Origin of the sequence: Bacillus cereus (assembly GCF_002567495.1) — a bacterium.
Classification (GTDB): domain Bacteria; phylum Bacillota; class Bacilli; order Bacillales; family Bacillaceae_G; genus Bacillus_A; species Bacillus_A cereus_AQ.
In genome coordinates this window covers 53,212-68,742 of the sequence record NZ_NVAP01000055.1, presented here as the reverse complement: position 1 = coordinate 68,742, position 15,531 = coordinate 53,212, and the positions used below count along the sequence as shown (strand labels likewise).

Genomic DNA, 15,531 nt, shown 5'->3' with positions numbered 1-15,531 from the left:
TATTCGGGTTCACTTCACTTGTGATGGCGCTTTTTCTTGTTGAAGACCATATATTTCTTAGGATGCTTCAAAATTTTTAAATTAACGTGCAGTATAGCCTCCATCAACAAGAAGTGTTGTACCATTAATAAAGCTAGCATCATCACTTGCTAAAAATAAGACCGCTTTAGCCACTTCTTCTGGTGTTCCAAGTCTGCCTTGTGGATGAAGGGAAGCTAAATATTCTTTCTGTTGAGGATTAACACTACTAAGTAAAGGGGTGTCAATATAGCCAGGACAGACCGCGTTAATACGTATTCCATATTTAGCGTAGGCAGTACATAAATTTTGAGTTAATAGTTTCACACCACCTTTTGCAGAGGAGTATGCTGTTGGGCTAGGTAATGAAACAAAGCTATGAATCGAACCAGCGTTAACGATGACACCGCCTGTACCTTGTTTAAGAAATTGTTCAATCGAATATTTATCAGAAAGGAATACCCCAGACAAGTTAATATCAATGGTTCTTTTCCATTTTTCATAGGATAATTCGGTTGCTGGTGCATCATCAGCAACGCCGGCATTAGCATACATAATATCTAATTTACCGTATTTACTTACTGTCTCATGGATTAGTTGTTTAATGTCTGCCTCTACTGTTACATCAGTTTTAATAAATAACGTATCATATCCATTTGCGTTCAATTCATCTGATAGGTCTTTTCCACGTTCAGAAAAGTCAGCGATAACTACTTTTGCACCTTCTTCAATAAAAAGACGAACGGTGGATTCGCCAATCCCACTCGCACCACCAGTTATGATTGCTACTTTGTCCTTTAATTTCATATAAACCTCTCCATTCATTAATGAATTTAAATCAAATTTTTTGATTTGATCATGTCACTATTACCCTTAAATAGTAAGTAGGACAGAAGAACAAACTCGTGTTTACTTAATTGTGAAAATACTGATTTTTTATATAGTGATGGACGAAAAAAATAATTAGGTCAATTTTATCATTAGGTTGAATATTCGGTAAAGTGTTCTCGAATAGAGTGAGTGCTGAAGCTAAAATACTAATCTGCATAGATATAACGAGAGGTATTTACATATAGTTTCTATTAATTAACAAATTTTCAAACTTGCTGATGATGTAGTGGACTTAAATAAGTTGGTTGTTTCCAGATTGAATCGAATTTTAAAACAGTAAAAATAAATTGTTAAGTAATAATTATTTATTGAAAAACGATAAATATTATGATATTATCAAATTGGAAATTAGTAAGAGAGGTGCTTTTTATAAAATGTAAAACGAATGTTACGTACTAAAAAGAAATTGATAAAGATTAGAAAAATTATATATTTTAATAGCAAACGAAAAAAAGGAGTTAGAGCATGATTAATAAAACAGTAAAGAAAGTTATCTTGATTGCAGGTGGTTTGTATATTACTTATTTAGTCGGTGCAGTCATTTTAGCGGAATCTATACCGTATCCTACATCTCAGCAACTTAAAGAAGCCGAAAAAGTAGTTGAACGCTATGTAGGTGAAAATAATGGAGTAGAAATGATAAATACATCTAGCAGCTTCACGGCTGAGATGTTCGATCGTACAATTCATATTGAAGGAAATTTAAAAGAGAATCCGGAACAAGTATTTCGAATGGATTTAGATCGAGTTTCTAATGAAAATGAAAAAATAACTGAAAAATCGATAAATAAAATTTGTAAATCAAATGATGCAGGAGAGAATTTTACGTGTGCTGATGCTGAAAAGTTAAAATGAACATGCAGTGTTATAAAGGTAGGGATGTGTATACAGAGCATGGTAGAGGTTGGTAACCACTATTCTAGCTAAATAGGAAAAGCCTTGCAGGGGGGCAAGGCTTTAAACAGGGTATTAAAAATTATCGATTCATTAAGAATAACTTCTTTTTAATAAACTAATTTTAGCATGATAACTCATATATATGTGTTACGAATTTATGAACAAAAAATCAATGATAAAAATACAGAAAAGGCAATAATTTATCCCGCATTAACGGGCAGTAAGACCCCCACCTCAAAATTCAGCGGAAGCAAAGGAGTTAGGTGGGGGATCAACTGCCCGTAAAAGCCCGATTGGTTCAACTAATAATCAGTGGGGGATGAACAAAACCCCCACTGATTAAAGTTTCACTTTATTTGGAATCTGTATCATTACATAAAGTTTGAGTGGAAAAGAAAGTATACTTTTGTATTGAGTAATAAAAAAATAGTCTACCTACGGAGATAGGTAGGCTATTTTTTTATAAAGAAAAGACAACCGGAGGGAGAGTCCGTGTTAAGAAATAAGGTCGTTCAAAAGATAAAGATATTGTATTGAAACACGTCATTATTCGTGGAATAAATTATATTTTTGATAAAAAATCTTTAAAAAGCATTATAATCCCTAGAAGAGATAAGACTTCAATTGAAAACCAAAATACACTTTTTTGAGGTTTTTTAAACTCCATTAGTATGGAGAAAAATAAAAAGATAGCAATGAGAAAAATAATTAAGAGACGAAGTATATCAAACATAAATAGCACTCCTAATAGTTAATTTGTTTTACTATATAGTTATTTCCAATATTACAGAATGTAAGAAGCGACTTATCAATATTAAAGCAAAAAGTTCTCAGAATCTATGAATTAAAAATAAAATTTTTTTTGAATCACTGAGCACAGGGGGATTATCTATTAATTAGCTTGGTGATTGAAAGAGTAATTTTATAATCTCTTAAATGTCCGATTGGTTTAACTAAATAATCAGCGGGGGATGGACAAACCACCTACTGATTAGAATTTCACTTTATTTGTTTTCTTTTTTATCTAAATCCTTAGAACTGATATTTAGTAGTGATTTATAAGAAACATATATTTTGAATTATTTAATAGAATAATATATATTTATATTGATTTAATGATTTTAGTTTGTTAAAAATGGGGAAATCGATATGAAAGTTAAATTTGCCGTAATAAAAGATGAGAACTTTGATTGTAGTTTATTGGAAACAAAATTATTGAAAACTTTTAAAGAAGTAGATTGTGAAGCGGATATTGTAAAGATTGAGGATGAAATTTTTGGGAATAATGATATACAAACGCATTTATCAGAAATAACCATTCATGTTACTGGAAAAAATATCGGATATAGGTCCGTTTCAGCCAGTATATTTATTGTTCTAGAGAGTTTATCAATACAGCTATTTCATATTAATATTAGTATGCATTAAGTAGCTAAAAAAGAGGATTCTTCAGAAAATCCTTCTGACTATATTGAGTTGTAAATATGAAAATAGTGATGAAAACAATAGAAATTATCGTAGGTGCTCCCGTATGCTGGATTGCACCTTGTTTGTTGTTAAATAAACAAGGGATTTCTTTTTTTATTTTAATTTATCTTAATCGCATATTATCTTAACACTGATTTATATATAGAAGAATGGAAACATGTAAGTAATTCAATTAGATTGTACAAATAATTTGGTGCACGGATATACGGAATGTATTCACAGGTAAGAGGGTTGTCTCATAATATATATAGATTTTTCTATTAAGATGAACAGAGGGTGTGAATATATGGAAGATGTTTACGCTAAAATTGACAGTCTAAAAGCAGAGCAAAAAGAAATTATGAGAGACATTCGTAATTTAGAAACGCGTACCACTATTAATGAGAAAGACATAGCAACAATCAATAAGCAATTAGAAAAAATAAGTACAAACACAACATGGATTTTGCGAATTATTATTAGTGCGATAGTAATGTCAGTTTTAGGATTAATATTAAAAGGGATGATTTAATCCTGTGAAATAGGATGATATAAAAGAGAGAGGGGAGCTTCCTCTTTCTTTTATATAAATGAGACACTATAAATTTTCCGTTTCTTTTTCATCTGCATATTTTTCCTCTAAGGAAATTAATAGAGGAATTGATACGGTTACTAGAATGATTAAGATGGCTATAAAAGATTTAGAAAGAGAAAAAGAACCTTCAATTAAAGGTGATAAAAACTTGAATGAAAGTATACTTGTTATTAAGGAAATTACTAAAAAGCTAAAAAGAGATATATTTTTATTCTTTATAGATGTCTCTATAAAGTCTTTAATACAGGTTATTACGACAAATATAGTTAATATGATAAGAGAAATAAAATAATGTGTTACATTTGTCATACTAATAGTAGGGTCGTCTAGTATGTAAGCGAGTAACTTAGATACTAATGTACCTCCAAACAATAAAATAATAAAAGCAAGTAATCCTCCTGATATATAAGTGCTGAAATTATCTTTCTTGTTAAAGAACTTATAGTTTAGAGTAGATTGGATTATTTGAATTAGGAATAGGGTAATAATCCATACATAATATACAATTGGTAATTCTCCTGAGAATAGAGAGATTAGGAAATTTAATATTGTTCTTAAAATTTCAATCATTGCGAAAGTCCTCCTATTTGTTCAGCTTTATGGCAGTAGAAATATATTGGCTTATCATTTAATGGAAAGGTTTATTAATTCAAACTATTTCTAATTATTCCATAATAAGACTCTGTTATCAAGTGATTATCTTCTATGGAATGTATTAGTTCTCCGCTCATATAAAAAGAATATTCGAACGTTATTACTAGAAAAATAAAAGCAATATGTAATATAATTGAAAAAGTATGTTTTAAAATCAATGTTAATATTACCCTCCTATAAGTATTAACATGCGTAATTGAGGTGTTTTCTTTGTTGTTTTATGATCGGATTTCTATAATGGCCCCTCCTGTTCCGTAGCTTAGGAAAATCTTTTTATTTCTGAGATTTTCAAAGTTATAGGAGGGTATGAAAAATGAAAAAAGTCTCAGTACCATCACTTTTGTTAATGATTATTCTGGTGGCATTTCCGCAAATTAGTGAAACGATTTATACACCGTCTTTACCAGACATTTCAAAGGCGTTACATGTAAGTAATAATGAGGTACAGTTAACGTTAAGTGTGTATTTCGCTGGATTTGCTTTAGGTGTATTTTTTATTGGATGGTTATCTGATATAATTGGTCGTCGCCCGGCGATGTTACTCGGAATTGTCATATATGGTATAGGGAGTTTCTTATGCTTTATTGCAAATTCCATTGAAATTTTATTGTTAAGTCGTTTTATTCAAGCGTTTGGAGCAAGTGCTGGCTCTGTTGTGACACAAACGATTCTACGTGAAAGTGTAGCAGGGCATCAGCGGCATGTCATGTTTGCTCAAATTTCGGCAGTCATTGCTTTTACACCAGCGATAGGCCCGCTAGTTGGGGGCTTTCTTGATCAAATGTTTGGATTTAAAATAGTATTTTTAAGTCTAGTTGTTATGAGTGTCGGGATTTTTCTGTATACGTTTGTTTCTCTTCCAGAAACAAAAACGGACTCAGTGACAAATAAAATAAATGTCTTTTCAGTATTGAAAAGATTAATTGCAAATCCGAAAGTAGTAACATATGGGTTATTAATTGGAGGAGCAAATGGTGTTTTATTTAGCTATTATGCAGAAGCACCGTTTATCTTTATTGAATACTTTCAGTTATCGCCTAGTATGTATGGGTTTTTAGGAATTGTTGTTGCGTCTGCTTCTATTATTGGAGCGAAAGTTTCAAAAGTTTTACTTGCTATTTATAAACCAGAGAAAATTATATATATCGGTTGTCTTGTAATGACAGGGGGAGCTATCCTTTTATCTGTTATTACGTTTGTTGGATCAAATCCGGATGTAATATATATGATTGCATTTTTACTAGCGATGTTTATATTGCTATTAGGAATTGGAATAGCGTTACCTAACTGTTTAAGTTTAGCGTTAGTAGATTTTCAAGATGTTATTGGTACAGCAGGAGCATTGTTTAGCTTAGGATACTATGTAATTGTAACGATAACAATTTGGGGAATGAGCCAGCTGCATACGGGCTCGTTACTCGTGATGCCACTTTATTTTCTGGTTATTGTAGTTATAATGGCAGTGTTTACTAAAGTGTTTATCTTTGGTAAACAAACTTCGAAATCGATTTAAATATGAAATCGTAAAAGAGTCTCATTAAAAAATGAGGCTCTTTTATATTTTATCCCGTTGTTTTGAGGCAGAAAGGTTTCTGCCTCAAAATTTGGCTGGAGTAAAGAAGTTAGTAGTTTATTAATATATTAAATTTCTCATTGGTATATAAATCGAATGTTTGGGAAATTACGTTATCAACTATAAAGGTTGAAGTATTTGAGATATGAAACCGAGGAAGAAATGCTCTCCTCGGTTATTTATATTGTAATAATATTTACACTAGAATCAAATTGAATAGATGTATTTTATTGTTAATTCAGTTAAAAATTAAACATAATCATGCATAATAATTTATTGAGAAAATAATTGAATTTTTCAGATAAATGAATTAATATAAAATGAGTAATTTTAAGATTTATAGAATATTGGAAGATGAAAGGTTTTGAGAATTTTATTAGGGGCACAAAACGATTTTAGGATAGCTTTAAAGCTAGTGTAAAATGACGTTTGCTTCATCATTTTCAGGGCCGAAAGGAATTAGGGGAAAGCATCTTGTTTTAAAATGCGGCTATGAATCATCTAAGAGGGGGAAGTGAAGTGGCAAACAAAGAATTGAAAAGAGGTTTAGAAGCACGTCATATTCAAATGATTGCTTTAGGCGGAACAATTGGTGTTGGTTTGTTTATGGGGTCCGCCAGCACAATTAAATGGACAGGTCCGTCAGTCATGCTTGCTTATGCAATTGCAGGTATTTTCATCTTCTTCATCATGCGTGCCATGGGAGAAATGTTGTATATGGAGCCAAGTACAGGCTCATTTGCGACATTCGGTCATAAGTATATTCATCCACTAGCTGGTTATATGACGGCGTGGAGTAACTGGTTTCAGTGGGTTATCGTTGGAATGTCAGAGATTATCGCTGTTGGAGCGTATATGCAATATTGGTTCCCCGATTTACCAGCTTGGATACCAGGTATAATTGCAATGGTCATTCTTGGTGCAGCTAACTTAATTTCTGTTAAGTCATTTGGTGAATTTGAATTTTGGTTTGCGATGATTAAAATCGTTACGATTCTATTAATGATTATTGCGGGATTTGGTCTTATTTTCTTTGGAATTGGTAACGGTGGAGAAGCGATTGGCATATCTAATCTTTGGTCCAATGGCGGTTTCTTTACAGGTGGTTTTTCAGGATTCTTCTTTGCATTATCACTTGTAGTTGGAGCATACCAAGGTGTGGAATTAATCGGAATTACTGCTGGTGAAGCGAAAAATCCGAAGAAAACACTTACAAGAGCGATTCAAAGTACAATTTGGCGTATATTAATATTCTATATTGGTGCTATTTTCGTTATTGTAACTGTGTATCCGTGGGACCAATTAAGTACAATTGGTAGCCCGTTCGTAGCAACTTTTGCGAAGGTTGGTATTACGGCAGCAGCTGGACTTATTAACTTCGTTGTTATTACAGCGGCAATGTCGGGTTGTAATAGTGGTATTTATAGTGCTGGACGTATGCTGTATACGTTAGGTGTAAATGGACAAGCACCGAAATATTTCACGAAACTTTCTGGAAATGGCGTACCTTTATTCGGTACAGTTGGTGTAATTATCGGTTTAGCGGTCGGTGTTGTATTAAGTTATATCGCGCCGAAAAACTTATTCGTATATGTGTATAGTGCGAGTGTACTTCCTGGTATGGTACCATGGTTCGTCATTTTAATTAGTCAAATTAATTTTAGAAAAGAAAAGGGAGCAGAGATGAAAGATCATCCGTTCAAAATGCCGTTTGCTCCTGTTACAAACTATTTAACGATTGCCTTTTTAATTATGGTGTTAATCGGAATGTGGTTTAACGATGATACACGTATTTCACTAGTTGTAGGTATTGTTTTCTTAGCTATCGTAACAATTAGTTTCTATGCTTTCGGAATAGGGAAGCGTGCTCCGTTAGATGCTCAAAAGAATAATGAAATTTCAAGTAAATAAAGCTAGTATAAAGGCCGATTTCTAAATAAGAAATCGGCCTTTATTATTAAAATTTCTCTAATACGATTTTCCCAATGGTACGTCCGTTTTCAAGCAGTGCATGTGCTTTCTTTACGTTTTCAGTGTTAATGTTTCATTTAAAGTTGTTTTTAGTATACCTTCATCTAATAGTTCACTTACTGTATTTAATAGTTCATGCTGCGTAATCATATCACCAGTTTCATACATCGCTTTTGTGAACATAAACTCTCAAACGAGTGTAGCACTTTTACTATTTAAAATACCCATATCAAGAGGTTGCTCATTTTCTACGATAGAGCAAATTTTCCCTTATGGTTTAATGATATCACCTATCGCATGCCAATGGTGATCTGTATTGTTTAAGCAGAAGATATAATCTACATCTTTTAGTCTGAATTCTAATATTTGATTTTGTAAAGGTTGGTGATGGTTAATTATATAATTGGCACCGGATTTTTTAACCCAGTTTATCTTTTCAGCGGTCACGTATTAAATATTGATAGTTTAAAACTGATGAATATTTATAAAGATGGCTTTAGCGTTAGCTTCGTAGGGATTGTAATATGTTATCTCTCGATTGCTTTAGCATTTTTTATCATTCGGAAATTTACAAAATTGTAAGTGGAAATGGAATGAAAGCTGAGAAGGAGTTTAATTCTAGAATGAAGAATTTTTACTGTGTGCTATCCAAAATTAAATGTAAAGGTGGATATATAATGACAGTAAAGAAGCTTTATTTCGTTCCAGCAGGTCGTTGTATGTTGGATCATTCGTCTGTTAACAGTACTTTAACTCCGGGGAAACTATTAGACTTGCCGGTTTGGTGTTATCTTTTGGAGACGGAAGAAGGGCCTATTTTAGTAGATACAGGTATGCCAGAAAGTGCCGTTAATAATGAAGGTCTTTTTAACGGTACTTTTGTTGAAGGACAGATTTTACCGAAAATGACTGAAGAAGATAGAATCATAACTATTTTAAAGCGTGCAGGGTATGAGCCAGATGATCTTCTATATATTATTAGTTCACATTTGCATTTTGATCATGCGGGAGGGAATGGTGCTTTTTCGAATACGCCAATCATTATACAGCGTGCGGAATATGAGGCGGCGCAGTATAGAGAAGAATATTTGAAAGAGTGTATATTGCCGAATTTGAACTATAAAATTATTGAAGGGGATTATGAAGTTGTACCTGGTGTTCAACTATTGTATACACCAGGTCATTCTCCAGGTCATCAGTCACTATTAATTGAGACGGAGAAATCCGGTTCAGTTTTATTAACGATTGATGCATCGTACACGAAAGAAAATTTTGAAGATGAAGTGCCGTTTGCGGGATTTGATTCGGATTTAGCTTTATCTTCAATTAAACGTTTAAAAGAAGTTGTGACGAAAGAGAAACCGATTGTTTTCTTTGGTCATGATATAGAGCAGGAAAAGGGTTGTAAAGTATTCCCGGAATATATATAGTGAAAAAAGTCATGAGCACATTCGCTCATGACTTTTGCATTTAAATAATTTTTTTAAATAAATTATAGACTTTTTTTGAACTATCTTCATTTAACTGATAATACGTAAGGTTTACATCATCAGGAGTATCTTGCTGAGCAATCATCACTTCGCTGCTGTCATGATCAACTACCCATATGAAATATTTTTTATAAGTCCCATCTTCGAATGTAATCCACATATCACAATCTATTAAATCTGATCCTTCTTCATCTAATGTTAATTTGCCTTTTTTTGCGGTATCCATACTCGTAATGAACGTTTTTAATTCATCTGTTTTTGTGAGGAAGATATCCTGTTTTGTTTTAATTGATTCTACATGTATATCTTTTATTTCCTGTTTTCCTAAAAAAATAGGGGGCTCATTTGGATCTCGTGTAGTTGAAATAATAGTAGCTTTCTTTTTTGGTTTATTTGCAGTATAGAGATCTTGAATAGATTTTCCCGAGTTTACAAACCATACAATTCCAGAAATAATCAATACGCTACCTAGCAATAAAATAATTTTTTTAATAGGATTTTCTCCTCTCTATTGCTTCGTGTGAAGAGCTTTTCTATTAATATATGATAGGTAAGCGGAAAGTATTATAGTTGAACGTGGTTATGCTTCACAGTTTTTATCGGACGATCCACGAGTAAATTGTAAGTGAGCCCAATTAGTACGAAAATGCCACCGATAATTTTGCCTATTGAGAGTTCATTTGTCAGGAAGAAATCAATGATAGTTCCTGCAAATAATTGTCCGATAAAGATGAGTAACGTTAAATAAAATGCTGATATTTTAGGAGTAATATAGTTGGATAATGAAATAACGATAACGCCTACTAATCCGCCTAAGTACACGGCGATAGGAATAGATTGCAACGTATGACTAGGAATATACAATGAATCTGAACTGAAAATTAAAAATAACATAGAGAAAAATAATCCAGTAATATAATTAAAAAATGTGCCTTCCCAATTTCCAATTTCCTTTGCTAAATTCGCGTTAATAATTCTAGCAACAACGATAGAAACACCAGCTAACATAGCGATAGTAATATATAACATGTTTTTTCCTCCATTAATAAATTGTCATGATAATAATCCCAGAAGAGATGAATACTAATCCAACTAGTTTTTTCTTTTCAAATTTAGCAACCTTCATGCCTAATAAACCGAAATGATCAATAACTATTGAAGTAATGGATTGACCGAGTAAACTTAATGCAATCGTAATAGAGGCACCGAGAACAGAGAAACTTATATTGTTAAAAAGAACAGTGAATACTCCAATCGCTCCAGCGCTATATAAAAAAAGTGGAATACCTTTATCAAAATGGATTTTATTTTTGTTTATGATTAAAACGAAAATAACTGCAATTAAACCGACAAGGTGAATGACAACGCTTGCTGTATACTTCCCAATTAACTCAGATAAAATTCCGTTTAAAGGAAGCATAATGGCGATGAGCACACCAATAAAGACAGAAAGAAAGTTATACAATGTAATATCCCCTTTATATTTCATATTTGTAATGACTGTATCATGCTGAAATTGTGTATTACTATGACATATGTCATAGTGGAAGAAGAAAATTTTGATTACAATGGGGATGAATTGTAAAGGTGGGAGACTATGAAGAAAGTATGTAATCCTATTAAATTAGCAGAGTATATGAAACAAAATAATATTGACTCCTTTTTTAGTAATGATATGAAACCATATATGGAACTCATATTTTTTAAAAAGAATGAGTTTATTTGTAGAGAGAATGAAGAGATAGACTATTTATTTTTTTTCGTTGAAGGAAAAGCGAAAGCGTTTAATACATTAAGTAACGGGAAATCTGTATTATTATGCTTTTATGATAGCTTGCAGCTGTTAGGAGATGTGGAGTTAATTCATTCTCAAAATACTGCTTCAAACGTACAAGTAATGGCAGATTCATATTGTGTTGGTTTGCCTTTAGGGAAAGTGAGAAATCAACTATTTCATGATGCGAAATTTTTACGATGTATTTGCGGATCGTTAGCACATAAATTAAATCGACTTTCAAAAAACAGTACAATTAATTTATTGTATCCACTTGAAAATCGACTGGCGAGTTACATGTTAGCGGCAGGAGAACGAGCAGTTCAGCATGAAAATAAAATTGTGTTTAGTGGGAATTTAACGGAAATAGCGGAATTGTTAGGAACGAGTTATCGACACCTATTACGTACATTAAATATTTTTTGTGATAAAGAGATTATAAAAAAGAACAATGGTTGCTTTGAAGTAGTGAATGTTGATGTCTTGAGGGAATTGGCGGCAGATGTTTATAAATAATATAGTAAAGTGGGGATTAAGATGAAAATAGCTATAATTTCAGATATTCCCGGAAATAGTCACGCTTTAAAATCGGTATTAAAAGATATTACACGTCGCAAGGTCGAAATGATAATAAATTTAGGTGATAGTGTGTATGGGCCATTAGATCCTTTAGGGACAATTGAAATATTAATGAGTAGCGAGATGATACATATTAAAGGCAATTGTGATCGCATGCTTTGGGAACCTATACAAGAGCAATCTACTACACTAACTTTTGTTCGAAATCAATTAACAAATTATCATATAGATTGGTTACAACAACATCCTTCACAATTTATTGTAGACGATATGTTATGTTGTCACGGTACGCCGACTTCGGATGAGGTGTATTTATTAGAAGAGATGGACGAGAATGGTGCAATATTAAAGAATGAAAAAATATAATGGATCAACTCCAAAATATAGAACAAAAAATAATAGTATGTGGTCATACACATATTCCTAGAGTTGTTTATTTAGCGAACGGAAAGATTATTATAAATCCAGGAAGTGTAGGACTTCCAGCATACAAAGATGAGTTACCTGTTATGCATAAAATGGAATCAGGAACTCCGCATGCAAAATATGTAGTGATAGAAAAGGTTATGGGAGAATGGACAATTGAACAAATTTCAGTTCCTTATAATTGGGAAGAAGCTGCTGGATTGGCTGTTCAACAAGAAAGATATGATTGGGCACAGGCGCTAAAGACTGGGAAGGTAGAATGAAGGGGCGTTTACTTTATGGTAAACTGCTTTTTTTTATTTTGAGCAGATATTGAATTATATAAAAATAAAATGTTATGATTATGGAAACGTATGAATATATGAACAAATATTCATATGTTTGGTGGAAGGAGGGATTAGAGTGAAAGACCTAATTATTATTGGAGCGGGTCAAGCTGGATTAACAATGGGATATTACTTGAAGCAAGAAGGGTATAATTTTTTATTACTTGAGGCAGGAAAACGAGTTGGTGATTCATGGAGAAATCGATATGATTCTTTGCAGCTTTTTACCCCAAGGTCTTACAGTAGCTTGCCGGGTATGGAGTTAATAGGTGAAAAAAATGAATTTCCATATAAAGATGAAATTGCAACTTATTTAGAAGAATATGCAAGATATTTTCAATTACCGGTACAATTACAAACGGAAGTTCTAAAAATAAAGAAAGAAAAAGAAATATTTGAATTACATACTCCTACAGAAATTTTACAAACGAAAAAAGTTATTATCGCATCAGGTGGTTTTCAGCAACCATTTATTCCCTCAGTTTCAGCAAATCTATCATCACATATTTTTCAAATACATTCATCACAATATAGATCATCATCGCAAATTCCACAGGGAAAGGTACTTGTAGTAGGTGGCGGAAATTCAGGAATGCAAATCGCAGTAGAACTTGCAAAAACTCATGAAGTTACGATGTCTATTAGCCATCCTTTAACGTTTTTACCGTTACAATTTTTTGGGAAAAGTATTTTTAATCAGCTAGAAAAAGTGGGTTTATTGTACGCTGAAATAAATACAAAGAGGGGAAGATGGTTTCAGAAGAGAAAGGACCCTATTTTCGGTTTTGAAGGTAAGAAACTTATTCGTAATGGAGCAATCAAACTGCAAGAAAAAGTAGTAAGTGCATCAGGAAATAACATTATGTTTCAGAATGGTGATACTTATAGTGCAGAAAGCGTTATATGGTCAACTGGTTTTGTTCAAAATTATAATTGGATTGAAATTGAACAGGCAGTGAATGAGAAAGGATTTCCTAATCATATAAAGGGAATCAGTCCAGTAAAAGAATTGTATTATATCGGATTGCCGTGGCAATCTCAAAGAGGTTCTGCGCTTATCTGTGGTGTAGGAAAGGATGCAGCGTATGTGCTTTCTGAAATCAAAAAAATAGATCAGTAGCAGCAACTACTGATCATCCATATGTACATGAATTAGGAGAGGTCAAACATTTATTAACTTTATTATAATAGATTTTCATATAATTAAAAACTGAAAATTCTAATTTTATGTTGAGAAAGTTTTTTGTATCGAAATATATGAAAAAATAAGAGTTTTTATCCGCATTAACGGGCAGTAAGACCTTCACCTCAAAATTCAGCGAAAGAAAAGAAGTTTGGGGGATCAACTGCCCGTAAAAGTTCGATTGGTGAGGGCTGATTAAAGTTTCACTTTATTAAAAGAAAAAATCATATTTATATTTTGGTAGATTATGGTATAGTCTACAAGAGATGTATTTCTGTAAACGTAATTATTTAAATGAAAATTACGTTTATGTGAGGGAAGGGGAAGCAATTATGAAATTTGATGATCAACGCCTACTAGGAGTCCGATTAGGTTCTGTACTTGTGACAGAGGAAAATCAATATTTAGTAATTAAGAAAAAAGATCATTATGCACTATTGAACATACATACTCTAGAATGCACACACGTTGAAGTGCAGTTAGAACATATTGAAGAATTGTTGCATGAAGATTTCCAAGAATGTATTACGGAGATTATCGCACCGGAGCACATAAAAATTGTTGCGAAAAATGTAATATAAAGAAAGAAGCTGGGGAAATCAGCTTCTTTCTTTATATTATAAGGATAATGTTTTTAAAACTTCACCAATGATTCCTTCCATTTGATGAACACCTAAATCGGAATTGGTCATAATAACAGCACCATTCCCACAGTATGGATAACAAACCATCATACATTGAAATCCGACGCCCCATCCGAGTGAATAAATCTGTAATTCTTCATTAGAATCATCTAGAAAAACACCTAATCCAGTCCATTTTGAGCAACCTTGAGGAGAAATCATGTCTAGTACAAATTTTTGAGAAAGTTTTAGTTTGCCCTTTCCTTGTAAGGAATGAATGATTTCAATGACTAAAGCTGATAAGTCAGTTGGTGTTGTCCAAATGCCTGAAGCAGCTGCGAATGGATAAAATGGAAATCTCTCATTTGTTACAGTTCCATCTTTATTATGTCCGCAAGCAAAAACATCGGTTTTATCTATGTCTTTTGGAGAGAAAAGTGTACTATTTTTCATTTGTAGTGGCTGGAAGATATGTTCTTCTAATAACTGATTAAATGATTTTCCTGTAATATCTTCTAGTAGTAGCTCGATTATACAAAAGTTTGCGTCCGAGTAATGAAATTCACTTTCTGGTTTATAAGCTACTTCTATAGATACGGGGCAATATAGTGTTTTACCGGAAAGGAGTTCAGACATATTAGGTAATCCTTTTGCAGGTGTATAATGTTCAAAACTATTAGGTGGATCAATGAGTCCAGATTGATGGCTTAATAAGTTTCTCAAAGTGATACTTTTTTGTGAAGTAAATAGATTGGTAGGAATGTTCCAAGATGTGAGTTTATCATTTACGTCTTCATCTAAATATACGATACCTTGCTCTGATAATGTTAGTACGAGCATTGTAGTGATGAATTTGCTGATAGAGCAAGAATTAAAGAGAGAATTTGTAGTAACAGCTCTAGTTGTTCCAGCTTCAAGTGTTCCAAAGGCAGTCGCTTCATCTAGTTTGCCATTACGTATAACAGCGAGGCTTAAACCTGCAACGGAATATTGGTTCATTTTCTCGTATATATTGCTAATTTTTAAGTTCATGGTGACTCCTTTCTTTAAAGACAGAATATTAT

At 32.6% G+C, this 15,531-nt stretch carries 15 protein-coding genes and 2 pseudogenes; 10 read left to right on the top strand and 7 right to left on the bottom strand.

Going from position 1 to position 15,531, the window contains the following annotated elements; translation table 11 throughout:
• Positions 1 to 81: 81 nt before the first annotated feature.
• The gene (locus tag COK05_RS26620; RefSeq protein ID WP_098614936.1) at positions 82 to 825 is read right to left on the bottom strand and encodes an SDR family NAD(P)-dependent oxidoreductase; all 744 of its coding nucleotides are present in this window, start codon (positions 823 to 825) and stop codon (positions 82 to 84) included.
• A gap of 549 nt (positions 826 to 1,374) precedes the next feature.
• On the opposite strand from COK05_RS26620, the gene COK05_RS26615 reads away from it, so the two are divergent.
• The 3 genes from COK05_RS26615 (at position 1,375) to COK05_RS26605 (ending at position 3,805) form a co-directional block, all read left to right on the top strand.
• Complete coding sequence (locus tag COK05_RS26615) at positions 1,375 to 1,764, top strand: hypothetical protein (protein ID WP_098614935.1); 390 nt, start codon at positions 1,375 to 1,377, stop codon at positions 1,762 to 1,764.
• Between the two features lie 1,191 nt (positions 1,765 to 2,955).
• Positions 2,956 to 3,234, top strand: coding sequence for a hypothetical protein (locus tag COK05_RS26610; protein WP_098614934.1), 279 nt, complete (start codon positions 2,956 to 2,958; stop codon positions 3,232 to 3,234).
• Between the two features lie 346 nt (positions 3,235 to 3,580).
• Positions 3,581 to 3,805, top strand: a complete 225-nt coding sequence (locus COK05_RS26605) for a hemolysin XhlA family protein (RefSeq protein WP_000390463.1) — start codon at positions 3,581 to 3,583, stop codon at positions 3,803 to 3,805.
• 66 nt (positions 3,806 to 3,871) lie between these two features.
• Here COK05_RS26605 and COK05_RS26600 read toward each other — a convergent pair whose 3' ends face one another.
• Positions 3,872 to 4,438 carry a DUF5823 family protein gene (locus COK05_RS26600; protein ID WP_098614933.1) on the bottom strand — a complete coding sequence of 189 codons (567 nt, stop codon included), beginning with the start codon at positions 4,436 to 4,438 and terminating at the stop codon, positions 3,872 to 3,874.
• Between the two features lie 397 nt (positions 4,439 to 4,835).
• On the opposite strand from COK05_RS26600, the gene COK05_RS26595 reads away from it, so the two are divergent.
• The gene (locus COK05_RS26595) at positions 4,836 to 6,035 is read left to right on the top strand and encodes a multidrug effflux MFS transporter (protein WP_098614932.1); all 1,200 of its coding nucleotides are present in this window, start codon (positions 4,836 to 4,838) and stop codon (positions 6,033 to 6,035) included.
• Positions 6,036 to 6,614: 579 nt separating this feature from the next.
• On the top strand, positions 6,615 to 8,006 hold the full coding sequence (locus tag COK05_RS26590) for an amino acid permease (RefSeq protein WP_141539267.1): 1,392 nt from the start codon (positions 6,615 to 6,617) through the stop codon (positions 8,004 to 8,006).
• Between the two features lie 46 nt (positions 8,007 to 8,052).
• Here the strand turns inward: COK05_RS26590 and COK05_RS31905 are convergent.
• Positions 8,053 to 8,504 (bottom strand): annotated as a pseudogene (locus tag COK05_RS31905) (zinc-binding dehydrogenase); the annotation flags it as partial.
• Positions 8,505 to 8,743: 239 nt separating this feature from the next.
• Between COK05_RS31905 and aiiA the strand changes: the two are divergent.
• Positions 8,744 to 9,496: a quorum-quenching N-acyl homoserine lactonase AiiA gene (aiiA, locus tag COK05_RS26575; RefSeq protein ID WP_098614929.1), complete on the top strand. Its 753-nt coding sequence runs from the start codon at positions 8,744 to 8,746 to the stop codon at positions 9,494 to 9,496.
• Between the two features lie 40 nt (positions 9,497 to 9,536).
• On the opposite strand, the gene COK05_RS26570 is transcribed toward aiiA, so the two are convergent.
• From COK05_RS26570 to COK05_RS26560, 3 genes are all read right to left on the bottom strand, one after another.
• A complete protein-coding gene (locus tag COK05_RS26570) occupies positions 9,537 to 10,031 on the bottom strand; it encodes a hypothetical protein (protein ID WP_141539266.1) in 495 nt (164 codons plus the stop codon).
• An 89-nt stretch (positions 10,032 to 10,120) separates the two neighbouring features.
• Positions 10,121 to 10,585: a DMT family transporter gene (locus COK05_RS26565; RefSeq protein ID WP_098614928.1), complete on the bottom strand. Its 465-nt coding sequence runs from the start codon at positions 10,583 to 10,585 to the stop codon at positions 10,121 to 10,123.
• 13 nt (positions 10,586 to 10,598) lie between these two features.
• Positions 10,599 to 11,045, bottom strand: coding sequence for a DMT family transporter (locus COK05_RS26560; protein WP_141539265.1), 447 nt, complete (start codon positions 11,043 to 11,045; stop codon positions 10,599 to 10,601).
• A 108-nt stretch (positions 11,046 to 11,153) separates the two neighbouring features.
• On the opposite strand from COK05_RS26560, the gene yeiL reads away from it, so the two are divergent.
• The 4 genes and pseudogenes from yeiL (at position 11,154) to COK05_RS26540 (ending at position 14,425) form a co-directional block, all read left to right on the top strand.
• Positions 11,154 to 11,846: a transcriptional regulator YeiL gene (gene yeiL, locus COK05_RS26555; protein ID WP_098614926.1), complete on the top strand. Its 693-nt coding sequence runs from the start codon at positions 11,154 to 11,156 to the stop codon at positions 11,844 to 11,846.
• 21 nt (positions 11,847 to 11,867) lie between these two features.
• Positions 11,868 to 12,598 (top strand): annotated as a pseudogene (locus tag COK05_RS26550) (metallophosphoesterase family protein).
• 139 nt (positions 12,599 to 12,737) lie between these two features.
• Complete coding sequence (locus COK05_RS26545; RefSeq protein ID WP_098614925.1) at positions 12,738 to 13,781, top strand: flavin-containing monooxygenase; 1,044 nt, start codon at positions 12,738 to 12,740, stop codon at positions 13,779 to 13,781.
• A 395-nt stretch (positions 13,782 to 14,176) separates the two neighbouring features.
• Entirely contained in the window at positions 14,177 to 14,425 is a 249-nt protein-coding gene (locus COK05_RS26540; RefSeq protein ID WP_098614924.1) for a hypothetical protein, read from the top strand.
• Positions 14,426 to 14,461: 36 nt separating this feature from the next.
• Here COK05_RS26540 and COK05_RS26535 read toward each other — a convergent pair whose 3' ends face one another.
• Positions 14,462 to 15,499: a serine hydrolase domain-containing protein gene (locus tag COK05_RS26535; RefSeq protein WP_098614923.1), complete on the bottom strand. Its 1,038-nt coding sequence runs from the start codon at positions 15,497 to 15,499 to the stop codon at positions 14,462 to 14,464.
• Positions 15,500 to 15,531: the final 32 nt, after the last annotated feature.

Excerpts from the sequence above, each read along its gene's own strand:
- yeiL (WP_098614926.1), top strand. The coding sequence starts at position 11,154 with ATGAAGAAAGTATGTAATCCTATTAAATTAGCAGAGTATATGAAACAA.
- COK05_RS26565 (WP_098614928.1), bottom strand. The coding sequence starts at position 10,585 with ATGTTATATATTACTATCGCTATGTTAGCTGGTGTTTCTATCGTTGTT.
- COK05_RS26615 (WP_098614935.1), top strand. The coding sequence starts at position 1,375 with ATGATTAATAAAACAGTAAAGAAAGTTATCTTGATTGCAGGTGGTTTG.
- COK05_RS26600 (WP_098614933.1), bottom strand. The coding sequence starts at position 4,438 with ATGATTGAAATTTTAAGAACAATATTAAATTTCCTAATCTCTCTATTC.
- COK05_RS26620 (WP_098614936.1), bottom strand. The coding sequence starts at position 825 with ATGAAATTAAAGGACAAAGTAGCAATCATAACTGGTGGTGCGAGTGGG.
- COK05_RS26540 (WP_098614924.1), top strand. The coding sequence starts at position 14,177 with ATGAAATTTGATGATCAACGCCTACTAGGAGTCCGATTAGGTTCTGTA.
- aiiA (WP_098614929.1), top strand. The coding sequence starts at position 8,744 with ATGACAGTAAAGAAGCTTTATTTCGTTCCAGCAGGTCGTTGTATGTTG.
- COK05_RS26560 (WP_141539265.1), bottom strand. The coding sequence starts at position 11,045 with ATGAAATATAAAGGGGATATTACATTGTATAACTTTCTTTCTGTCTTT.
- COK05_RS26610 (WP_098614934.1), top strand. The coding sequence starts at position 2,956 with ATGAAAGTTAAATTTGCCGTAATAAAAGATGAGAACTTTGATTGTAGT.
- COK05_RS26605 (WP_000390463.1), top strand. The coding sequence starts at position 3,581 with ATGGAAGATGTTTACGCTAAAATTGACAGTCTAAAAGCAGAGCAAAAA.
- COK05_RS26595 (WP_098614932.1), top strand. The coding sequence starts at position 4,836 with ATGAAAAAAGTCTCAGTACCATCACTTTTGTTAATGATTATTCTGGTG.
- COK05_RS26535 (WP_098614923.1), bottom strand. The coding sequence starts at position 15,499 with ATGAACTTAAAAATTAGCAATATATACGAGAAAATGAACCAATATTCC.